At 43.6% G+C, this 15,670-nt stretch carries 19 protein-coding genes, 1 other RNA gene and 1 other annotated feature (1 of these 21 running past the window's edge); of the genes, 4 read left to right on the top strand and 16 right to left on the bottom strand.

Annotated elements, in window-relative coordinates:
• Positions 1 to 64: a binding site (T-box leader), on the bottom strand; it reaches 155 nt to the left of the window's first position.
• 39 nt (positions 65 to 103) lie between these two features.
• The 7 genes from BLU30_RS02860 to BLU30_RS02890 all read right to left on the bottom strand — a co-directional run bounded on the left by BLU30_RS02860 (position 104) and on the right by BLU30_RS02890 (position 5,675).
• Positions 104 to 1,189 (bottom strand): AI-2E family transporter, encoded by a 1,086-nt coding sequence (locus BLU30_RS02860; protein WP_090243279.1) that lies wholly within the window; start codon positions 1,187 to 1,189, stop codon positions 104 to 106.
• A gap of 1 nt (position 1,190) precedes the next feature.
• Complete coding sequence (locus BLU30_RS02865) at positions 1,191 to 1,715, bottom strand: PRC-barrel domain-containing protein (RefSeq protein WP_090243281.1); 525 nt, start codon at positions 1,713 to 1,715, stop codon at positions 1,191 to 1,193.
• 99 nt (positions 1,716 to 1,814) lie between these two features.
• Positions 1,815 to 2,189 (bottom strand): iron-sulfur cluster assembly scaffold protein, encoded by a 375-nt coding sequence (locus tag BLU30_RS02870; protein WP_090243490.1) that lies wholly within the window; start codon positions 2,187 to 2,189, stop codon positions 1,815 to 1,817.
• Positions 2,190 to 2,257: 68 nt separating this feature from the next.
• Positions 2,258 to 3,463, bottom strand: coding sequence for a cysteine desulfurase NifS (gene nifS / locus BLU30_RS02875; protein ID WP_090243282.1), 1,206 nt, complete (start codon positions 3,461 to 3,463; stop codon positions 2,258 to 2,260).
• Between the two features lie 44 nt (positions 3,464 to 3,507).
• Positions 3,508 to 3,942, bottom strand: a complete 435-nt coding sequence (locus BLU30_RS02880; RefSeq protein WP_090243285.1) for an RrF2 family transcriptional regulator — start codon at positions 3,940 to 3,942, stop codon at positions 3,508 to 3,510.
• A 154-nt stretch (positions 3,943 to 4,096) separates the two neighbouring features.
• A complete protein-coding gene (locus BLU30_RS02885; protein WP_090243287.1) occupies positions 4,097 to 5,179 on the bottom strand; it encodes an HRDC domain-containing protein in 1,083 nt (360 codons plus the stop codon).
• A gap of 55 nt (positions 5,180 to 5,234) precedes the next feature.
• On the bottom strand, positions 5,235 to 5,675 hold the full coding sequence (locus BLU30_RS02890) for a hypothetical protein (RefSeq protein WP_090243289.1): 441 nt from the start codon (positions 5,673 to 5,675) through the stop codon (positions 5,235 to 5,237).
• Between the two features lie 122 nt (positions 5,676 to 5,797).
• On the opposite strand from BLU30_RS02890, the gene ffs reads away from it, so the two are divergent.
• An RNA gene (gene ffs / locus BLU30_RS02895) (signal recognition particle sRNA large type) lies at positions 5,798 to 6,063 on the top strand.
• A gap of 9 nt (positions 6,064 to 6,072) precedes the next feature.
• On the opposite strand, the gene BLU30_RS02900 is transcribed toward ffs, so the two are convergent.
• Positions 6,073 to 6,684, bottom strand: a complete 612-nt coding sequence (locus BLU30_RS02900; protein WP_090243290.1) for an NUDIX hydrolase — start codon at positions 6,682 to 6,684, stop codon at positions 6,073 to 6,075.
• 111 nt (positions 6,685 to 6,795) lie between these two features.
• Between BLU30_RS02900 and BLU30_RS02905 the strand changes: the two genes are divergently transcribed.
• Positions 6,796 to 7,179: a desulfoferrodoxin family protein gene (locus tag BLU30_RS02905; protein ID WP_090243292.1), complete on the top strand. Its 384-nt coding sequence runs from the start codon at positions 6,796 to 6,798 to the stop codon at positions 7,177 to 7,179.
• Positions 7,180 to 7,279: 100 nt separating this feature from the next.
• On the opposite strand, the gene BLU30_RS02910 is transcribed toward BLU30_RS02905, so the two are convergent.
• The 5 genes from BLU30_RS02910 to BLU30_RS02930 form a co-directional block, all read right to left on the bottom strand.
• Complete coding sequence (locus BLU30_RS02910; protein ID WP_090243294.1) at positions 7,280 to 8,008, bottom strand: amino acid ABC transporter ATP-binding protein; 729 nt, start codon at positions 8,006 to 8,008, stop codon at positions 7,280 to 7,282.
• Complete coding sequence (locus BLU30_RS02915; protein WP_207647815.1) at positions 7,989 to 8,654, bottom strand: amino acid ABC transporter permease; 666 nt, start codon at positions 8,652 to 8,654, stop codon at positions 7,989 to 7,991. The genes BLU30_RS02910 and BLU30_RS02915 overlap by 20 nt, the downstream gene beginning before the upstream one ends.
• 86 nt (positions 8,655 to 8,740) lie before the next feature.
• A complete protein-coding gene (locus BLU30_RS02920; protein WP_090243296.1) occupies positions 8,741 to 9,520 on the bottom strand; it encodes a transporter substrate-binding domain-containing protein in 780 nt (259 codons plus the stop codon).
• Between the two features lie 117 nt (positions 9,521 to 9,637).
• Positions 9,638 to 11,137: a hypothetical protein gene (locus BLU30_RS02925; RefSeq protein ID WP_090243298.1), complete on the bottom strand. Its 1,500-nt coding sequence runs from the start codon at positions 11,135 to 11,137 to the stop codon at positions 9,638 to 9,640.
• Between the two features lie 3 nt (positions 11,138 to 11,140).
• The gene (locus BLU30_RS02930) at positions 11,141 to 11,599 is read right to left on the bottom strand and encodes a hypothetical protein (protein ID WP_090243300.1); all 459 of its coding nucleotides are present in this window, start codon (positions 11,597 to 11,599) and stop codon (positions 11,141 to 11,143) included.
• A gap of 184 nt (positions 11,600 to 11,783) precedes the next feature.
• Here BLU30_RS02930 and BLU30_RS02935 point away from each other — a divergent pair, with 184 nt between their 5' ends.
• Together BLU30_RS02935 and BLU30_RS02940 are read left to right on the top strand one after the other, a co-directional pair.
• Entirely contained in the window at positions 11,784 to 13,130 is a 1,347-nt protein-coding gene (locus tag BLU30_RS02935; protein ID WP_242873486.1) for an LCP family protein, read from the top strand.
• On the top strand, positions 13,131 to 13,541 hold the full coding sequence (locus BLU30_RS02940; protein ID WP_090243302.1) for a GtrA family protein: 411 nt from the start codon (positions 13,131 to 13,133) through the stop codon (positions 13,539 to 13,541). It begins immediately after the preceding gene.
• Positions 13,542 to 13,546: 5 nt separating this feature from the next.
• On the opposite strand, the gene BLU30_RS02945 is transcribed toward BLU30_RS02940, so the two are convergent.
• Genes BLU30_RS02945 through BLU30_RS02955 form a run of 3 tightly spaced genes read right to left on the bottom strand, consistent with a single transcriptional unit; the run spans position 13,547 to position 15,563 of the window.
• Complete coding sequence (locus BLU30_RS02945) at positions 13,547 to 14,476, bottom strand: glycosyltransferase family 2 protein (RefSeq protein WP_090243304.1); 930 nt, start codon at positions 14,474 to 14,476, stop codon at positions 13,547 to 13,549.
• Positions 14,473 to 14,835 (bottom strand): DUF2304 domain-containing protein, encoded by a 363-nt coding sequence (locus tag BLU30_RS02950; protein WP_090243306.1) that lies wholly within the window; start codon positions 14,833 to 14,835, stop codon positions 14,473 to 14,475. Before BLU30_RS02950 ends, BLU30_RS02945 begins: the two co-directional genes overlap by 4 nt.
• Entirely contained in the window at positions 14,832 to 15,563 is a 732-nt protein-coding gene (locus BLU30_RS02955; protein ID WP_090243308.1) for a glycosyltransferase family 2 protein, read from the bottom strand. The genes BLU30_RS02950 and BLU30_RS02955 overlap by 4 nt, the downstream gene beginning before the upstream one ends.
• Positions 15,564 to 15,670: the final 107 nt, after the last annotated feature.

Genomic DNA, 15,670 nt, shown 5'->3' on the forward strand with positions numbered 1-15,670 from the left:
GCTTCCAGCACCGCTTCTTCTCTGGGATGGTCTGTCACAAAGTAATCATTCTCATTGCCTGTATTTATTACTAATAATCATTATAACAAAGCTAATGGATTTGTCAATCCTCATTTTTAGGCGCAGACGGAAGATCTGCCTTTGCCTGGGCAAATCCTGCCACCAGGTATTTCATAACGACACGAACAGTCCCCATGAGCGGCACGGCTAAAATCATCCCAAGGCCACCGAACATGGCGCCGAAAAAGAAGATTGAAAAGATGATAAGAACCGGATGGAGGCCCACATCTCCAGACATCAGGGCGGGCGCCACCACATTGCCACAAATGACTTGAACAATGCCCATCCATATCAGGATATACACCATTAGAATCGGGCTGGTGAACAAGGCCATCACACAAATGACCACCATCCCCACTGCCGGTCCAAAATAAGGAATCATCGTCGTTACTCCGGCGATAACACCAATGATGCTGGCATAAGGAAGTCCAATGACAGAGGCCCCTACACCCGTTAAAATCCCCGCTAAAATCGACATCAGGCCCTGTCCCCGGATAAACCCGCCAATGACCATGTCAATATCACAAAACATCTTGCGAATTTCATCCCGAAAATCAATGGGCACTAAATACATGAGCGCATTGGTAAAGACTTCCTTGTCCATGAGCAGCATAATCATCACCAGGGGAATAATGACTAAATTCATCAGCTGGCCACTATTGGCAATGAGGAAATTGGATAATCCCTGGAGCATCTGCCCCACGGTGGACCCAAGGGTCTTAAGGGTTTGTTCTAAGTTTAAGTATTGGGACATCCCCGAAGCATTGTACTTGGCAATAAAATCCTGGATGTCATTGGTATACCGTGAGAGACTTTCAATCATCTGTGGAATATTGGCGACCAGGGAGGCGATGTTGCTAATTAAATTAGGCACAAAGCTTAGGAAGGCTAAAACAATGATGGCCAGGAGTGCTAAAACGACAATCGTCACTGAAAGGCCACGTTTTATTCCCTTTCCCTCCAGCATCCGAACCAATGGGTTTAAAAGATAGGCAAAGATAATGGCTAAGAAGAATGGCATAAACATACTGGAAAGCGTTGGCCAAATCATTAAAAAAATGACAATGACAAAGGCCATGATCACGCAATTCGTAATAAAAATCCGTTTTTTCTCTGGTGATAGCTTCATGTCAGTCCTCCCCTAAAACCTTATTGAACACACCACCACTCCTCTTGGATTGTGGGATTTCATAATAATAATGCTGATAGTGGAGCACCCCATCCTGAGATGTCATCTGATCCATGGGAATAACAGCATATCCCCGATCCATATCGTCAAAGAAGCTTCGGGAAATCTCAAATTCCTGTACTTTACAATCTTCTCCAACCCGGGCATCTGCCACCCGTCCGATGAGAGTCCCGGCGTAATCAACAACCGTTAGCTTGAACAGGGAATCACTGCCTGCCATGGCGGCCTTCATTTCCTTGGCAGATAAGCGCTTCAAGGCTGACTCATCTGACAGCTCCAATACATCCGCCGATAAGGTGATAACATCCTCCGGACGAATAAAGAGGGCCTTACTCCATATCCCTCCCATGGAGAGCACCAGAGCATCTATGTGCCCGTCCCGAATTCGGATATCCTTCACTAGTCCTCGGACCAGTCCATTTTCGCCACAATGTACTGGCAAGTTGATCCATCGACTTGCTTTCATATCTTCACTCCTTTACGATATATTTGGATATTATTATACCACAGCTCTTCTTTCATTATATTAAAAAAACCGCAAAATGCGGTCTTTTTTTGATAAGCATTATGCTTGCTTGGATTTATAATCTTCAATGGCAGCAGCAATAGCTTCAGCAGCCAATACAGAACAGTGGATTTTTTCATGGGGCAGGCCGCCTAAGGCCTCAACCACTTCAGAATTTTTCAGCTTAGCGGCATCCTCAATGGACCGCCCCTTAATCATCTCCGTTGCCATGGAGCTGGTGGCAATGGCCGCCCCACAGCCAAAGGTTTTAAAGCTTGCATCCTCAATGATCCCATCCTCTGAGATTTTAAGGTACATTTTCATAATATCGCCGCAAGCAGGACTTCCCACCTGTCCCACAGCATTGGCATCGGCCATTTCACCGACATTCTTTGGGTTTTGGAATTCTTCCATAACCTTATCTGTATATTCCATCATTGTATTGTTCCTCCAATTTTTCTTTATTTTTCAGCATTTCATTTTTTATTAAATTTCAACTATTTCTAATGATGATGGTGTCCATGATCGTACACGGCGTCATCAATGGGGGTACTGGCATCAACGGGTGACATCATACGGAGGCGTTCAATAATGGTGACCAGATTGTCCACCACAAAATCGATATCCTCCCTGGTAGTATGTCGGCCGATGGTCAGCCTGAGGGAGCCATGGGCTATTCCAGCGGGCAGGCCAATGGCTAAAAGCACATGGGAGGGGTCCAGAGAACCCGAGGTACATGCCGATCCACTGGATCCAGCTACCCCAATGAGGTCTAAGCTCAACAGAATGGACTCCCCTTCAATGTATTCAAAGCAGAAATTTGCATTGCCAGGCAGACGCTGGGTTGGATGTCCGTTTAAACGCACCTGGGGAATTTTGGTCATGACCCCTTCAATGAGGGCATCCCTCAAATCCTTCATATGCGTAATGTTCGCATCCATTTCTTCATGGGCTAACTCAGCGGCTTTACCAAATCCTACAATAGCAGGGGTGTTTTCCGTTCCAGCACGGCGTCTGCGTTCCTGGGCTCCGCCGTCGATTAAATTTTCAATGGGAACACCCTTTCGGATGTACAGGGCGCCAACTCCTTTGGGGCCGTAAATCTTATGGCTGGACAGGGACATTAAATCAACATTCAGGTCCTTTACGTCAAGGGGAATGTTCCCCAGGGCCTGGACCGCATCGGTATGGAAGATAATCCCTTTGGGCTTGACGATTTCGGCAATGGCCTTAATGGGCTCCACCGTCCCAATTTCATTGTTGGCAAACATAATGGACACCAGGATGGTCTCATCCCGGATGGCAGCTTTTAAATCCTCCAGGGAAATGAGCCCATATTCATCCACTGGCAGATAGGTCACTTCAAAACCCTCCCGTTCCAGTGTCTGACAAGTGTGCAGCACTGCGTGGTGTTCAATTGTCGTGGTGATAATATGGTTCCCTTTTTTTCTGTTTTTTCGGGCAACCCCTTTAATCGCCCAGTTATCCGATTCAGAACCGCCAGCAGTGAAATACACTTCTTTGGGATCCGCACCAATAATATCAGCGACCTGGCGCCTGGCGTTTTCCACTGCCCGCTTGGCTTCGTGTCCTTCCTGATATACGGATGAGGGATTACCATAGTATTCAGAGAAATAGGGAAGCATCTCTGGCAGTACCCGTTCATCCACCGGTGTGGTAGCCGCATTGTCTAAATATATCCGTTTCATAAGTCTAACACCTCTTTCAATACCTCTATCTTAATTGATTTATCTTAATCTTCTACTGGTAAAACCGCCCCACTCTGGATCAGTAAATCCGCCAAGGTCCGATGGTCAATAATCCCCCGGATGCTCTCCTGGACTTCCATCCACAATCCCCGGGTGACACAATCCGCAGATTTTTTACATACAAAACCCTTGGGGCCCCCAACACATTCGGCCAATTCAATGGGCCCCTCTAATGCGTCAATAATCTGTCCCACCGTGATCTCTGCCGGTGGTCTGGACAACTGATAGCCGCCGCGGGCACCACGCAAGCTTTTAATGAGTCCTGATTTTTTCAGGGCTGAAAATAATTGCTCCATGTAGGCGTTGGAGAAGTCCTGAATAGCCGAAATCTCTTTAATCGATATGGGTCCGTCACCATAACGCCGGGCTAATTCGTACATAGCCAACACGCCATATCGGCCTTTTGTCGACAATCGCATTCGTCTTCCTCCTTTATTCCTAGTATTCCACTTGGATTTAAGGGTATTATAACACGTTTCACCAATGTTGCAAGCCCTTGGATTGTTTTTTCTCAAAAATTAAGAAAAACGGAGGATTCGAACCCATCGGCTCGACCTCCGTTTAAAATAGTCATTAACTCGGTGCATGTTTAACCATCGTGATGATGGCATTACCATAAGTATGACAGCGATCTGCGTTAAATCCAGGAATCGTTCGCAGCTCCTTTAAGGTTTGGGGCTTCATATTCACAATGCCATCCAGGGCCCGATTGTCAAAGATTTCAAAGACTGAAATCCGTTGGGCATCTGCCTGCTGCTTACGCCACAACACCAGAGCGTCCCGTAGAGCCAGCTCTGAACGGGTAAATCGGTCTTCAGGACGATATTTTTTAATGTGACGGGCCTCCCGGATTTTCTCCCGTTCCTCCGAAGACAGCTCCGTCAGAACATCCCCGGTCACTGCCCGTGCCTCTTTACAGGCACTTTCCTCCTGACGCTTTGCCTCCCGGGCTGCTTCCATTTCTTCCTTTAAGGCCTGAAGCCGGACCTCCAGCTGGTCGGATTTTTCAAGGACATCCAGGACCTGTTCAAACTGCGTCATTTCCTCTGCGGAGAAAACCGGATCAGAGACCATCATATCCTTTTCCAGTACACGGGTGAAATCCTTGGTGTTCACCACCCGGGCATTCCCAGTAATCTCAACGGAGCGTAGCTCGCACCGATCACTGAATACCACATAAGATTTATAAAAACTCCCATCCGTACTTGGGAAAAAGGCCATAAGATCTGTAATCGCCCCATCATTTTCCCAAATGGGATTTTCCACAAAATCACGCTCATCCGTTGCAATAAAATGGGTCCACCAGTGGCTTTCCTCCCGACCGAGAATCCATCCCTCCATATCCATGTAGTTAAAGACATAAATACCTGAAGCACAAAGCATCACCAGGGACAAAACCGCCGTGCTGCCATCCTCCCGAGGGACATATAGATTCGTGTAAACCTTGCTTTTCCCAACATCGATGGCTTCGATCATCTGGCTGAGCATTTGTTCACTGGGATTATCCTGACTAAAATCAATGACAGGTATGAGCACTTCTGCTTTTTCTTTTTTAGACTCCGTAACGCTAAGCTTCTTTTTCGTTATAAAAACAATGACTCCAACGATGACGATGAGTATTGCAAAATAGACGATTCCTAAAACTGGTGAAATCATGGTTTTCTCCTTTTTTCAAGATGTACTCATTATATCATAAAACCATAATCATAGATTAACTTTCTTTCTTGATTTTATTGGGAACCGGCAGTGATTGCGCCTTGGATTTAGATTCCTCATCAAAGGTTGACACATAAAGATATTTGCGAATGCCAAAGAGAATGGCGATCCCAATGATACATAATAGATATTCCAGTGCCGATGCGTGTTCCACCACTAACTGACGGGCGATGGAGAATAAAAGAATCTCAATCACTGAGCCTGGGGTTTGCTTGATCAGCATTTTTAAAAATTCAACCCCAATGATCACACTAAAGGCCTTTCCTAAGAAATCGGAAAGTCCAAAGATATCTGCATCCGTCTGAATGATTCCCGTATATAACTGTAATCCTAAGGCGACCAATGCTGCCAACAATGCAATAATTAACATCACTGCAATGATGAGCTCAAAATAATAAACGAAATGTAACACTTTTTGAAAAAACTTATTTGTCATACGACGTACGATCTTCCCTTCTCTGCTGAATTTACTGCGTCTTCTTTTATTATCTAATTTGTAAGCGTTATGTCAAGTGGAATTATTTGACATGCCTCTTTTTATTCTGTATAATAAGTAAATCACACTAGACGGGGAGGTAGCGGTGCCCTGTAACCTGCAATCCGCTATAGCAGGGTTGAATTCCCCAAAGAGGTTCCATTTTTTAGAGTCTGCCGGTATCAAGTGGTGTTGACGTTTGGACCCTCCGCAATAAAAACTTATGAACCCTGTCAGATCCGGAAGGAAGCAGCAGTAAGTAAGACCTTTTATGTGCCGGAGGATTATCTGAATTGAGCTAACTGATAGTGTAACGTCTGAAGGATGTCTATCGATGCGGGGTGTGTGTGTTTTTATTTCAATCGATTTTCGATATCCAGGTCTCATCCCGGTAGGCGGCGTAACACATTTCCACAGTATCTTTTGTAATACGGTGGGACAAGGGGGGTAAGGTCTCTAACGAAAAGAAATCCGCTGCTTCAGTCTCAATATTCTCCATAAAATGCCCGCCTTCTATGTCACAAAGCATAAAAACCTTATAAATTGAAAAAGGACAATTTTTTTGGCTTCTTAGCCAGTCCATCATTGCCACCAGACGGGTTGCGTGAACCACCATTCCGGCTTCCTCCCGTACTTCTTTCTCAACATTTTCTTTAACGGATAGACCAATATCTGCCCAGCCTCCGGGCATGGACCATTTTCCATCCTGTGTCTCTTTCACCAACAGAATCTGATCATTCTTAAAAATAGCCCCACGGACATCTACCTTTGGTGTCTGGTAGCCCGTTTCATTGCAAAACAAGTCTTTAATCTGATGAGTATCCACCTCTGTGTACGTTTCTAAAATTTCGATGGACAACGCCCGAAAGGCCTCATATCGTTCAATATCAAATTGATTATCACAATAAGCCAGTCCGCATTGGGACAGGGACTGAATTTTTTTTGCCCAAGTGAGCCATTTTTCTTCCATATGATCTTCCTTCTTTAAAATTATTTTAAATAAAACCGTTTTTTTAATGCTTTTTAAGAAACTCTATGCTATACTAAAAGCAATCATTAACTCATAGAGGAGGTCAATTAAATGTGTGAACCAAGATTCTACCGTTGCGCACACTGTGGCAATATCTTAGGGATTGTCAATGATGGAGGTGTTACCCCCATTTGTTGTGGTGAAAAAATGACTTTATTAAACCCCAATACCACGGATGGTGCCCATGAAAAACATGTCCCTGTTATTACCGTTGATGGCAATTTAGTCACTGTTGATGTTGGAAGCGTTGCTCATCCGATGCAGGTTGAACATTACATTCAGTGGATTTGTCTGGAAACTGCAGAAGGCAACCAGCGCAAATGCCTCAAACCGGGTGATGAACCTAAAGCAACCTTTGCTCTGGCACCTGGCGACAAAGCTATTGCTGCTTACGAATATTGTAACCTACACGGTTTATGGAAAGCAATGGTATAGTATACTATTTTTAAATGAAACGATCTGAGAAGAAGAAACCCCCCGCAATCTTAAAGGATAGCGGAGGGTTTTATGTTTTAGGATTATTTTGTGTTTTTTCTTAAAGTACCATATTCAGGAAATCAATGGTTCTCTGATTCTGGGGATTGCCGAAGACATCACTGGGCTTTCCTTCTTCTACGATGTAGCCATCATCAATAAAAACAACACGATCTGCCACTTCCCGAGCGAAGCCCATCTCATGGGTGACAACCACCATGGTCATCCCCTCCTGAGCTAAGCTTTTCATAACATTTAAAACTTCCCCAACCATTTCAGGATCAAGTGCACTGGTGGGTTCATCAAAAAGCATCACATCCGGATTCATGGCTAGCGCCCGGGCAATGGCAACACGCTGCTGTTGACCACCAGAAAGCATTCCTGGATAAGCATCTTCTTTCTCGGACATCCCAACGCGTTTCAACAGCTTTCGCCCCACTTCTTCCGCCTGTTCCTGACTCATTAGTTTTAAAGAAATGGGTGAAAAGGTGATATTCTTAAGCACCGTCATATGGGGAAAGAGGTTGAATTGTTGGAAAACCATCCCAATGTTTCGACGGTATAAATTGATATCTGCATGACTTCCGGTAATTTCATTGCCATCCACCACAATAGTTCCGCTGGTGGCCTCTTCCAACGCATTAATACAACGGAGCATCGTACTTTTCCCAGAGCCGGATGGTCCGATAACACAAACAACCTCACCCTCCTCAACGGAAAAATCAATATCCTTTAAAACTTCTAACTCACCAAAACTCTTTTTCAAATTATTAATTTCTATTTTTGCCATATTGCAGCCTCCCTTCGATATAGGATGAAATTTTCGAGAGGATCATGATAATCACAAAGTAAATAACACCAACAATCAGCCACATCTTAAAGGATTCCAAATTATTGGCAATGATGAGCTTCCCAGCCTGGGTCAGCTCCGCCATCCCAATGACGGAAAGAATGGAGCTATCTTTCAGCGTGATGATACACTGATTGACCAATGCCGGAATCATCGTCCGTACCGCCTGAGGTAAGATTACCTTACGCATGGCCATCGGATAGGGTAGACCTAAACTACGGGCCGCTTCCATCTGGCCTTTAGGAACAGACTGAATCCCCCCTCTGACAAGCTCTGCCGTGTACGCCCCGGCATTGAGACTAAGGGTAATAATCCCGGCCACAATGGCCTCCATACGGATATTAAGGGCACTGGTCATCCCAAAGTAAATAAAAAAAGCCTGAACAATCAGTGGCGTCCCCCTTATGATATCGACATATACTCTGGAAATACCTCTGAGTATCTTTTTAGGGGATACTGATAACAGGCCGAAGATTAATCCCAACACTGCTGCGATACAGAGCGAAATCAATGTCGCTTCAACCGTGACCCATAACCCCTGCATTAAACGCGGCCAGGTCTGGATCAATAATTCAAATATATTCACAATGTCTCCTTTCCAGAACGATACGCAGTACCAGGTATCCACCCAATACTGCGTTCCGGACTTTAATATGTAATTTTCTTAATCAATTATTTGGTAATATAGGTATCGATAATTTCCTGATATTTTCCATTTTCCTTGATGTTTTTCAAGCCAGCATTAAACTTTTCAATCAGTTCAGCATTCTTACCCTTAGAAACAGCCAGGCCATAAGGACTCCCGTTCTGGAGCTCGCCGATCATCTTAAGGGGCTGTCCCTTTGTGATGGCATAACCTAATACTGGATAATCTTCGAAGCATGCCGCTGCATTGCCAGATTTTACATCTTCATACATATTGGCAGAATCTTCAAAAGTGGTTAACGTAAACCCATATTTATCTTTAATGGAATCTGCAAATTGATATCCTTCTGTCCCTGTTTTAACGGCTACTTTCTTACCCTTAAGGTCCTCATAGGATTTGATATCGTTATTATCGGCAGCAACAGCCATCCCCACACCAGATTCAAAGTAAGGATTCGAGAAATCAAATTTCTGTTTTCTTTCATCCGTAATACTCATTCCAGCGATGACGCCATCGACCTGCTGGGATTCCAGAGCCTGAACAGCCGCATTAAAGCCTAAGACCTTGAGTTCATATTTAAATCCCTGATCTTCTGAAATGGCTTTTAACAAATCCATATCAATCCCAACCATTTCACCTTTTTCATTTTCAAATTCAAACGGGGCAAAGGTTGTATCTGTTGCGATGACATAGGTCTTATCCCCACCATCAGAACCACTGTTGGTGCTGCCGGATGAACAGGCTGCAAGGGAACACACCATTGCCAAAACCAATACAACTATACCGATTTTTGCAAATCTCTTCATTACAAAATCCTCCTATAAACATAAATTTATTGTTAAAATTATACCATTATTATGTTATTGATGCAAGAAAAAAAGGATTGGCGGCCTTTATAAGCCGCCAGTCCCTCCGATATCTGCTTAAATCTCAGGGTGCATGCTCAAATATTTCTGTAATGCGTCTAAATCCCCTTCATCAATAATGATTTCGGATTCCCCGCTATCCAGCAATACCTCATCCGGTAAAACCGTGATAATCGCATCTTCATAGTCCATGGGACGATGTGTTGCAATTCGGCGTTCGCGCTGCTCAATATCCGCCTGCCGTTTCGCCAGGTCAGCTTCCATCGAGTCCAAGTCGTCAATCCGACTGTTAATTTGCTGGGATAAACGGATTAAATCATCCAAAACCTCATCCACCAGGTACTGCTTATTCACAATGGTTTGGAGTTTATCCCGAACGATATTACCCGTTTCCGCAATTTCATCGTCCGAGGATAGGGTATCAATTTGTTCCAATTCCACTTTAAAGCTTTCCACTGCTTTTTTAAGGTTCGTCGTATCACGACTGGATGTTCCCACCTCAGTCATCAAGCTACCCAGGCGGTTTTCCAACTCTGTCAAATCCGCAGCATCTGATGCTGGCACATCTTCCACCACATCCTCAGCGTCAAACAACGCCGATTCAACAGGAGTGCCCATTTCTACTTCTGATTCCAGCACCAACGGTTCTTCTGCCACATCCTCCGTTTCAAAGAAAACAGAATCTCCGGCTTCATTGGTCTCTTCATCAAACAATACCGAGGCCTGTCCGTCTTCCATTGGCACTTTCTCTAGAACTGGTTCCTCCACCAATGTCTCAGGTGCGGTATCCATCGCCTCTTCTAATGATAATGGCGACTCTGAAATTTCCTCAGAGTCCTTGGAATTAGTGAAATCCACACTTTTCACTGCCGATAAATCAATGATCCCTGTATCACTGGTTACCGCCAAATCATCAAAAAGGCTTTCTTCCAATTGTACAACCCCTACTGGTATTTCCTGGGTAATGGCAGATGGTGGTAAATCCTCCAGAGAATCGCCCTCTTCAGCAATCATTTCTTCTTCCAAAACTGCTTGGGTATCTTCCCACTCTGCCGCATTAAGCTCATCAAAGAGTGAAGGCTCCTCCTCATCACTGGATAGTGCTGAGTAAATATCATCCAGCTCCCGTTCCTCGGCCTCACGATCCCGTCCGGACAGCCATGCCTTTTTTTCCTTCAAATCAGCAATGGGAACACCATAAAACTTTTGCCAAAGTAAATGCGCAACAACAACGAGAACAAGATCCGCGCCTGTATTAATAAATAATAAACGACTACTAACGCCAAAGGCCATCAGCATATCGACAAGGATAATGATCCCATTTGCAAGGAGAATGAAGATTGCGGCCGCCCAAAAACGCCGCGCTAATCCTGTAATATCACCGATTCCCATGACCAGGATTTTAATTCCAACAAAAAAACCCGCAATGATCATCATATTCGTATCAAAACCACTTCCCATAAGGGATAATGCAATTGTGGTCCCAAAGGTTGTCAGTATCACTGCAACACAATCAAAAATTAATAATAAACCAAGTCTGTCACTATTTCCGCCCATCTGCTACTCCTCTTCGTTTCCATTATCGGTCTGGGATTCTGGATTAGATTCTGATGCATCCGCCAACTGCGGTAAAGCCGCCCCCAAGGAACCTGCCAATAAATCAGTATCCTTAATCATTTCTTCCATTTCACGAATTTTATCATACTCCTGACGAAGAATGGCTTCCCGGCGGCTCAGCACCGCCTCCCGTTCCTTCAGATTATTGAAAATATCCTTAAGGGACGATAAAATGGCCTGCACTTCAGCCTCACGCCGTTCCACATCCTCCAGCTTTTGAATAAAATCCTGGGAATCCCCGTCACTGGGGTCCACCTGTTTCGGCGTTGTATCCGCTGAAGCCTCTTCCCCCATCAAATCCTTCAGCAGTGCATCCTTCTCAAAGATTTGTTGCTCAATTGCATCTTTCGGTGATTGTCCGACTCCACCTTCCATTCCATATCCACGGCTCGTATCTTTCATTTCAGCCACTCCCTACTTTATTCTATATTTCAAAAATCTCGTATCATTTCAAGTAATCTCTGCTTATTATAGCAGAAATGGGCATAAATGTATAACATCTTTCGGAAAAAACTCACGTCAAACCATTGAATTATGGTATAATGTTCAATATTTTAAAAAATCATTAAAAAAGCGAGGTAATCATTTGGATTATTCCAGGAAACAGAAACAAAACCCAAATCAGGCACCCGGTGATTATCGCAACGTCGCCAAACCTCAGAAGAGAACGGCATCGGGAAAAGCTACCAAAACCTTACAAACAACTCAACGGATATCCTCTTCCCAGGATCGCCATACACAGCAAACAGCAGCAGAGCAAGCTGCAGCTGCCCGTTCCCGACAAAAACGGCTGGCACGACAACAAGCCAAACAATCCTCCAAAACGACGGCAAGCCGTAAGTCCTCCAAGGAACCGCAGCGCACAAATTTCAGCTCTCCCCCTCAACGACCAACCCCACCGCCTAAAAAGAAAAAAAAGCTCAGTCCCTTTAAAAAACGGGTCATTCTTGTGGTTCTTCTTCTTTTAGTCGGTTCGACGGCCTACGCAGCTTTTCAGATTATGGGAAACCTGAACAAGGATCTTTCCTCCCAGGATTTAAGCAAATATGGGATTAGTTCAAGCGCCGCCAGCATCGCCCAGGATCATCGCATTGTCAATGTTGCCATCTTCGGAGTGGATGGACGGGAAGATGTCGAAGGCGAGCGCTCCGACTCAACGATGATTGCCACCGCTGATTTTGAGCACGGTGGCATCAAAATCACGTCCCTCATGCGGGATACCTATGTTTCTATCGATGCTGAAAATGACTTTGATAAATTAAATGCAGCTTATGCTCTGGGTGGCCCAACCACCGCACTCAAAACCATCAATCAGAATTTCGATACGGCCATCACAGATTATTTAGTCGTCGATTTTACCTGTATGGTTGAAATGGTCAATGCCGTTGGCGGTGTCACCGTGGATATCACCTCGGAGGATGAGCTTTATTGGCTCAATCAGTATCTAATGGATGTTAATGACAAGGTCAAGACCAGTTCTCCCGATGTGTCTGGTACCGGAAGCCAACTCCTTGACGGCAGCCAGGCCCTGGCCTATTGCAGAATCCGATATGTTGGTAATGGTGATTTTGATCGGACCCAGCGTCAGCGCACGGTCTTCGAACAAGTCATTAATAAAGCCATGAGCCTGAATCCCATTGCCCAGTACAGCCTGATCCAGTCCGTGATGCCTTACGTCAAAACCTCTTTGAGTTTCAATGAGATTCTAAAATATGCTGGTAATGCCATGCTTCTCCGTAATCGGTCCATCCAGCAAAAACAAATTCCAACAGAAGACTATGTGGAAACCGGTTATCTCGGCGATGTTTCCTATGTTTTCCCCGTTACCCTGGTGGATAATATTAAGGTGTTATATAATTTTATTTATGAGATCAACTATACACCTTCATCGGAGGCACAGCAGATTAGTGAAGAGATTCAAGATGTGTGGTAAATGGAGAATTTAATTCGTTTTATAAAAAGTGAACGCTTCAAAGAAATCTTTCGTTTTGGGATTACCGGGGGCCTGAGTTTTGTGGTTGATTACGGCCTCCTATACCTTCTTACAGAGTTCGGCGGGCTCAATTACCTGCTTTCTTCTGGAATTAGTTTCACCGTATCCGTGGTGGTCAACTACTTTCTTTGCATTTTATGGGTATTCGAAGGCGCCCAGGAAAAACAAAAGAGTACCAAATCCGTGGTACTCTTTGTGGGTTCCAGTATTGTAGGCCTCTTCATCAATCAGATTTTGATGTGGTTCTTTGTTGAAATTATTTTGATGTACTATATGTTCGCTAAAATCATCGCAACCATCATTGTCATGGTGTGGAATTATGTAATGAAGCGGAAGGCGATTGTGGATTAAAGCACCTACTCCCCCCTCGTCCAGTATGAGAGACTATTTAAAAACCGTTCAAAATTTTGGGTGTGCTGCTTCTTGAGCACACTCAAAATTACCCCACAAAAGAAATTGATAACGGCAATAATGGCAACGGCACTAATCACAATAAGGGTCGGGTACTTCTCGACAAGCCCTGTTTTCATAAAACTATTCATAATTGGAATAAAAAAACATAGGCAAACTAAAATCATCATCGCACTGATACTCGAGAAAAAAGCAAAGGGCTTTGTATCTCTGAACAGTCCAAAAATCGTTCGGATCACCCGCAGTCCATCGGTGTAAGTATTCAGCTTCGACTCACTTCCCTCTGGACGATCCCGATAATCAATGGGAATTTCTAAAATTTGAAAATTAGCGTCTAAAGCAAAGATCGTCATCTCGGTCTCGATTTCAAATCCCTTTGAAATAACGGGAAAGGATTTGACGAACTCTCGGCTGAATCCCCGTAACCCCGTCATAATATCTGTTACATCCGCTTTAAATAAGGTATTGATCATTTTTCGGACAAGAATATTTCCAATATTGTGAAATGGTCGCTTATTCTCTGTAAAATAGGTGGAAGAAAGCCGATCCCCGATGACCATATCTGCCCTTTTACCGACAATGGCATCTTCAATTTGCGGACCATATTTTGCCGGATAGGTATCATCTCCATCCGTCATAATATAACAATCTGCATCAATCTCCCGGAACATCCGACGCACTACATTGCCTTTTCCCTGCTTGTACTCATATCGGACGATTGCTCCCGCTTCCCGGGCAATTTCATCGGTTCCATCGGTCGAATTATTATCATAAACATAGATCACCGCATTCGGCATCGATTTTTTAAAATCTTTGATAACTTTTTCAATTGTTTTTGCCTCGTTATAACACGGGATTAGAATCGCTGTTTTCATTGGGGTTTTTCCTGTTTTTCTAATTCCCGTACCCTTTTTTCTAGTAGAGCCACAGCTTGTATCAACCGCCTCGATTTGGCATTGAGATGCGAAACAATTGCCGTTAGCGATAATAATATCAACAGAACAAACATAGCTTCAATCACAAAAACAACATTAACAGGATCGATCACCCCTATGAACCTTGCCAATTGGTTAATAATTTCAGGAAAAACAGCTATGATTAACATAACCAAAGCAGAAATGAGCCAAACCAGAGTATATCTAAGATTTAGATTTTTTTTACGAAGCATATTTATAATAATTGCCAAATATATGAAAATTGCTATGACTAAAAAAACTCGCAAACTAGTATTCATTTTTTTCCTCCCTTCCTTTTGTCACCAATAATTCCCAGTCGGTAAATAATAATAGCCAATGATACTTTAATCATATAGTAAATCGACTTAAATGCATTTATCGAAGATTCTCCACCTTGTCTTTCCTGCATTACAACGGGAACTTCTTGAATCTTAAAGCCGTTTAACACTGTGGCAATGATTGCCTCTGGCTCTGGATAATCCTGTGCATAATCTTTTGCAAAAAAAGAGGTTAACTCCTTGGATGTCGCTCTAAAACCACTAGTTGTATCAGTTATTTTCACACCACAACAAAATTGGATTAACTTTTTCAAAAAAACAATTCCAGCTCGGCGCATTGCCGATGACTGAAAACCATCCTTGGTAATGAAACGCGATCCTATTACCATATCTGCTTGTCCTTTCAACAGGGGTTGTATCAATATCTCTAAATATTCAGGATCATGTTGACCGTCACCATCCATCTGAATGGCAATATCATAATCGTTCTCAACAGCATACCGATAACCGGATTGCACTCCCCCACCAATTCCCAAATTAACGGGCAAGGTTAAATATGCAAAATCATTCTCTTTGCATATTCGCTCCGTTTGATCTGTAGAACAATCATTAATAATAATGTAATCCACTTGAGGTACACATTTCTTAAGATTCTTAATCACTAACTCAATTGATTCTTCCTCATTGTATGCAGGAACAATTACTAAAATTTTTTTATCATTTATCATTTTACCACGTTTTCTCCTGACTTTTTTGTAGAAGTATCTCGTCAATTCCTTTTTAAAATTAGATTTGATTCATAGAATATTGTCCAGATGATTAATGAGTAGCCCAT

It is taken from the genome of Eubacterium barkeri (assembly GCF_900107125.1).
Taxonomy (GTDB): Bacteria; Bacillota; Clostridia; order Eubacteriales; family Eubacteriaceae; genus Eubacterium_O; species Eubacterium_O barkeri.

Excerpts from the sequence above, each read along its gene's own strand:
- BLU30_RS02880 (WP_090243285.1), bottom strand. The coding sequence starts at position 3,942 with ATGCGATTGTCGACAAAAGGCCGATATGGCGTGTTGGCTATGTACGAA.
- BLU30_RS02870 (WP_090243490.1), bottom strand. The coding sequence starts at position 2,189 with ATGGAATATACAGATAAGGTTATGGAAGAATTCCAAAACCCAAAGAAT.
- BLU30_RS02945 (WP_090243304.1), bottom strand. The coding sequence starts at position 14,476 with ATGAAAACAGCGATTCTAATCCCGTGTTATAACGAGGCAAAAACAATT.
- BLU30_RS02860 (WP_090243279.1), bottom strand. The coding sequence starts at position 1,189 with ATGAAGCTATCACCAGAGAAAAAACGGATTTTTATTACGAATTGCGTG.
- BLU30_RS02885 (WP_090243287.1), bottom strand. The coding sequence starts at position 5,179 with ATGATTTCACCAGTTTTAGGAATCGTCTATTTTGCAATACTCATCGTC.
- BLU30_RS02900 (WP_090243290.1), bottom strand. The coding sequence starts at position 6,684 with ATGGAAGAAAAATGGCTCACTTGGGCAAAAAAAATTCAGTCCCTGTCC.
- BLU30_RS02930 (WP_090243300.1), bottom strand. The coding sequence starts at position 11,599 with ATGAAAGATACGAGCCGTGGATATGGAATGGAAGGTGGAGTCGGACAA.
- BLU30_RS02905 (WP_090243292.1), top strand. The coding sequence starts at position 6,796 with ATGTGTGAACCAAGATTCTACCGTTGCGCACACTGTGGCAATATCTTA.
- BLU30_RS02890 (WP_090243289.1), bottom strand. The coding sequence starts at position 5,675 with ATGACAAATAAGTTTTTTCAAAAAGTGTTACATTTCGTTTATTATTTT.
- BLU30_RS02925 (WP_090243298.1), bottom strand. The coding sequence starts at position 11,137 with ATGGGCGGAAATAGTGACAGACTTGGTTTATTATTAATTTTTGATTGT.
- nifS (WP_090243282.1), bottom strand. The coding sequence starts at position 3,463 with ATGAAACGGATATATTTAGACAATGCGGCTACCACACCGGTGGATGAA.
- BLU30_RS02955 (WP_090243308.1), bottom strand. The coding sequence starts at position 15,563 with ATGATAAATGATAAAAAAATTTTAGTAATTGTTCCTGCATACAATGAG.
- BLU30_RS02910 (WP_090243294.1), bottom strand. The coding sequence starts at position 8,008 with ATGGCAAAAATAGAAATTAATAATTTGAAAAAGAGTTTTGGTGAGTTA.
- BLU30_RS02950 (WP_090243306.1), bottom strand. The coding sequence starts at position 14,835 with ATGAATACTAGTTTGCGAGTTTTTTTAGTCATAGCAATTTTCATATAT.
- BLU30_RS02920 (WP_090243296.1), bottom strand. The coding sequence starts at position 9,520 with ATGAAGAGATTTGCAAAAATCGGTATAGTTGTATTGGTTTTGGCAATG.
- BLU30_RS02865 (WP_090243281.1), bottom strand. The coding sequence starts at position 1,715 with ATGAAAGCAAGTCGATGGATCAACTTGCCAGTACATTGTGGCGAAAAT.
- BLU30_RS02940 (WP_090243302.1), top strand. The coding sequence starts at position 13,131 with ATGGAGAATTTAATTCGTTTTATAAAAAGTGAACGCTTCAAAGAAATC.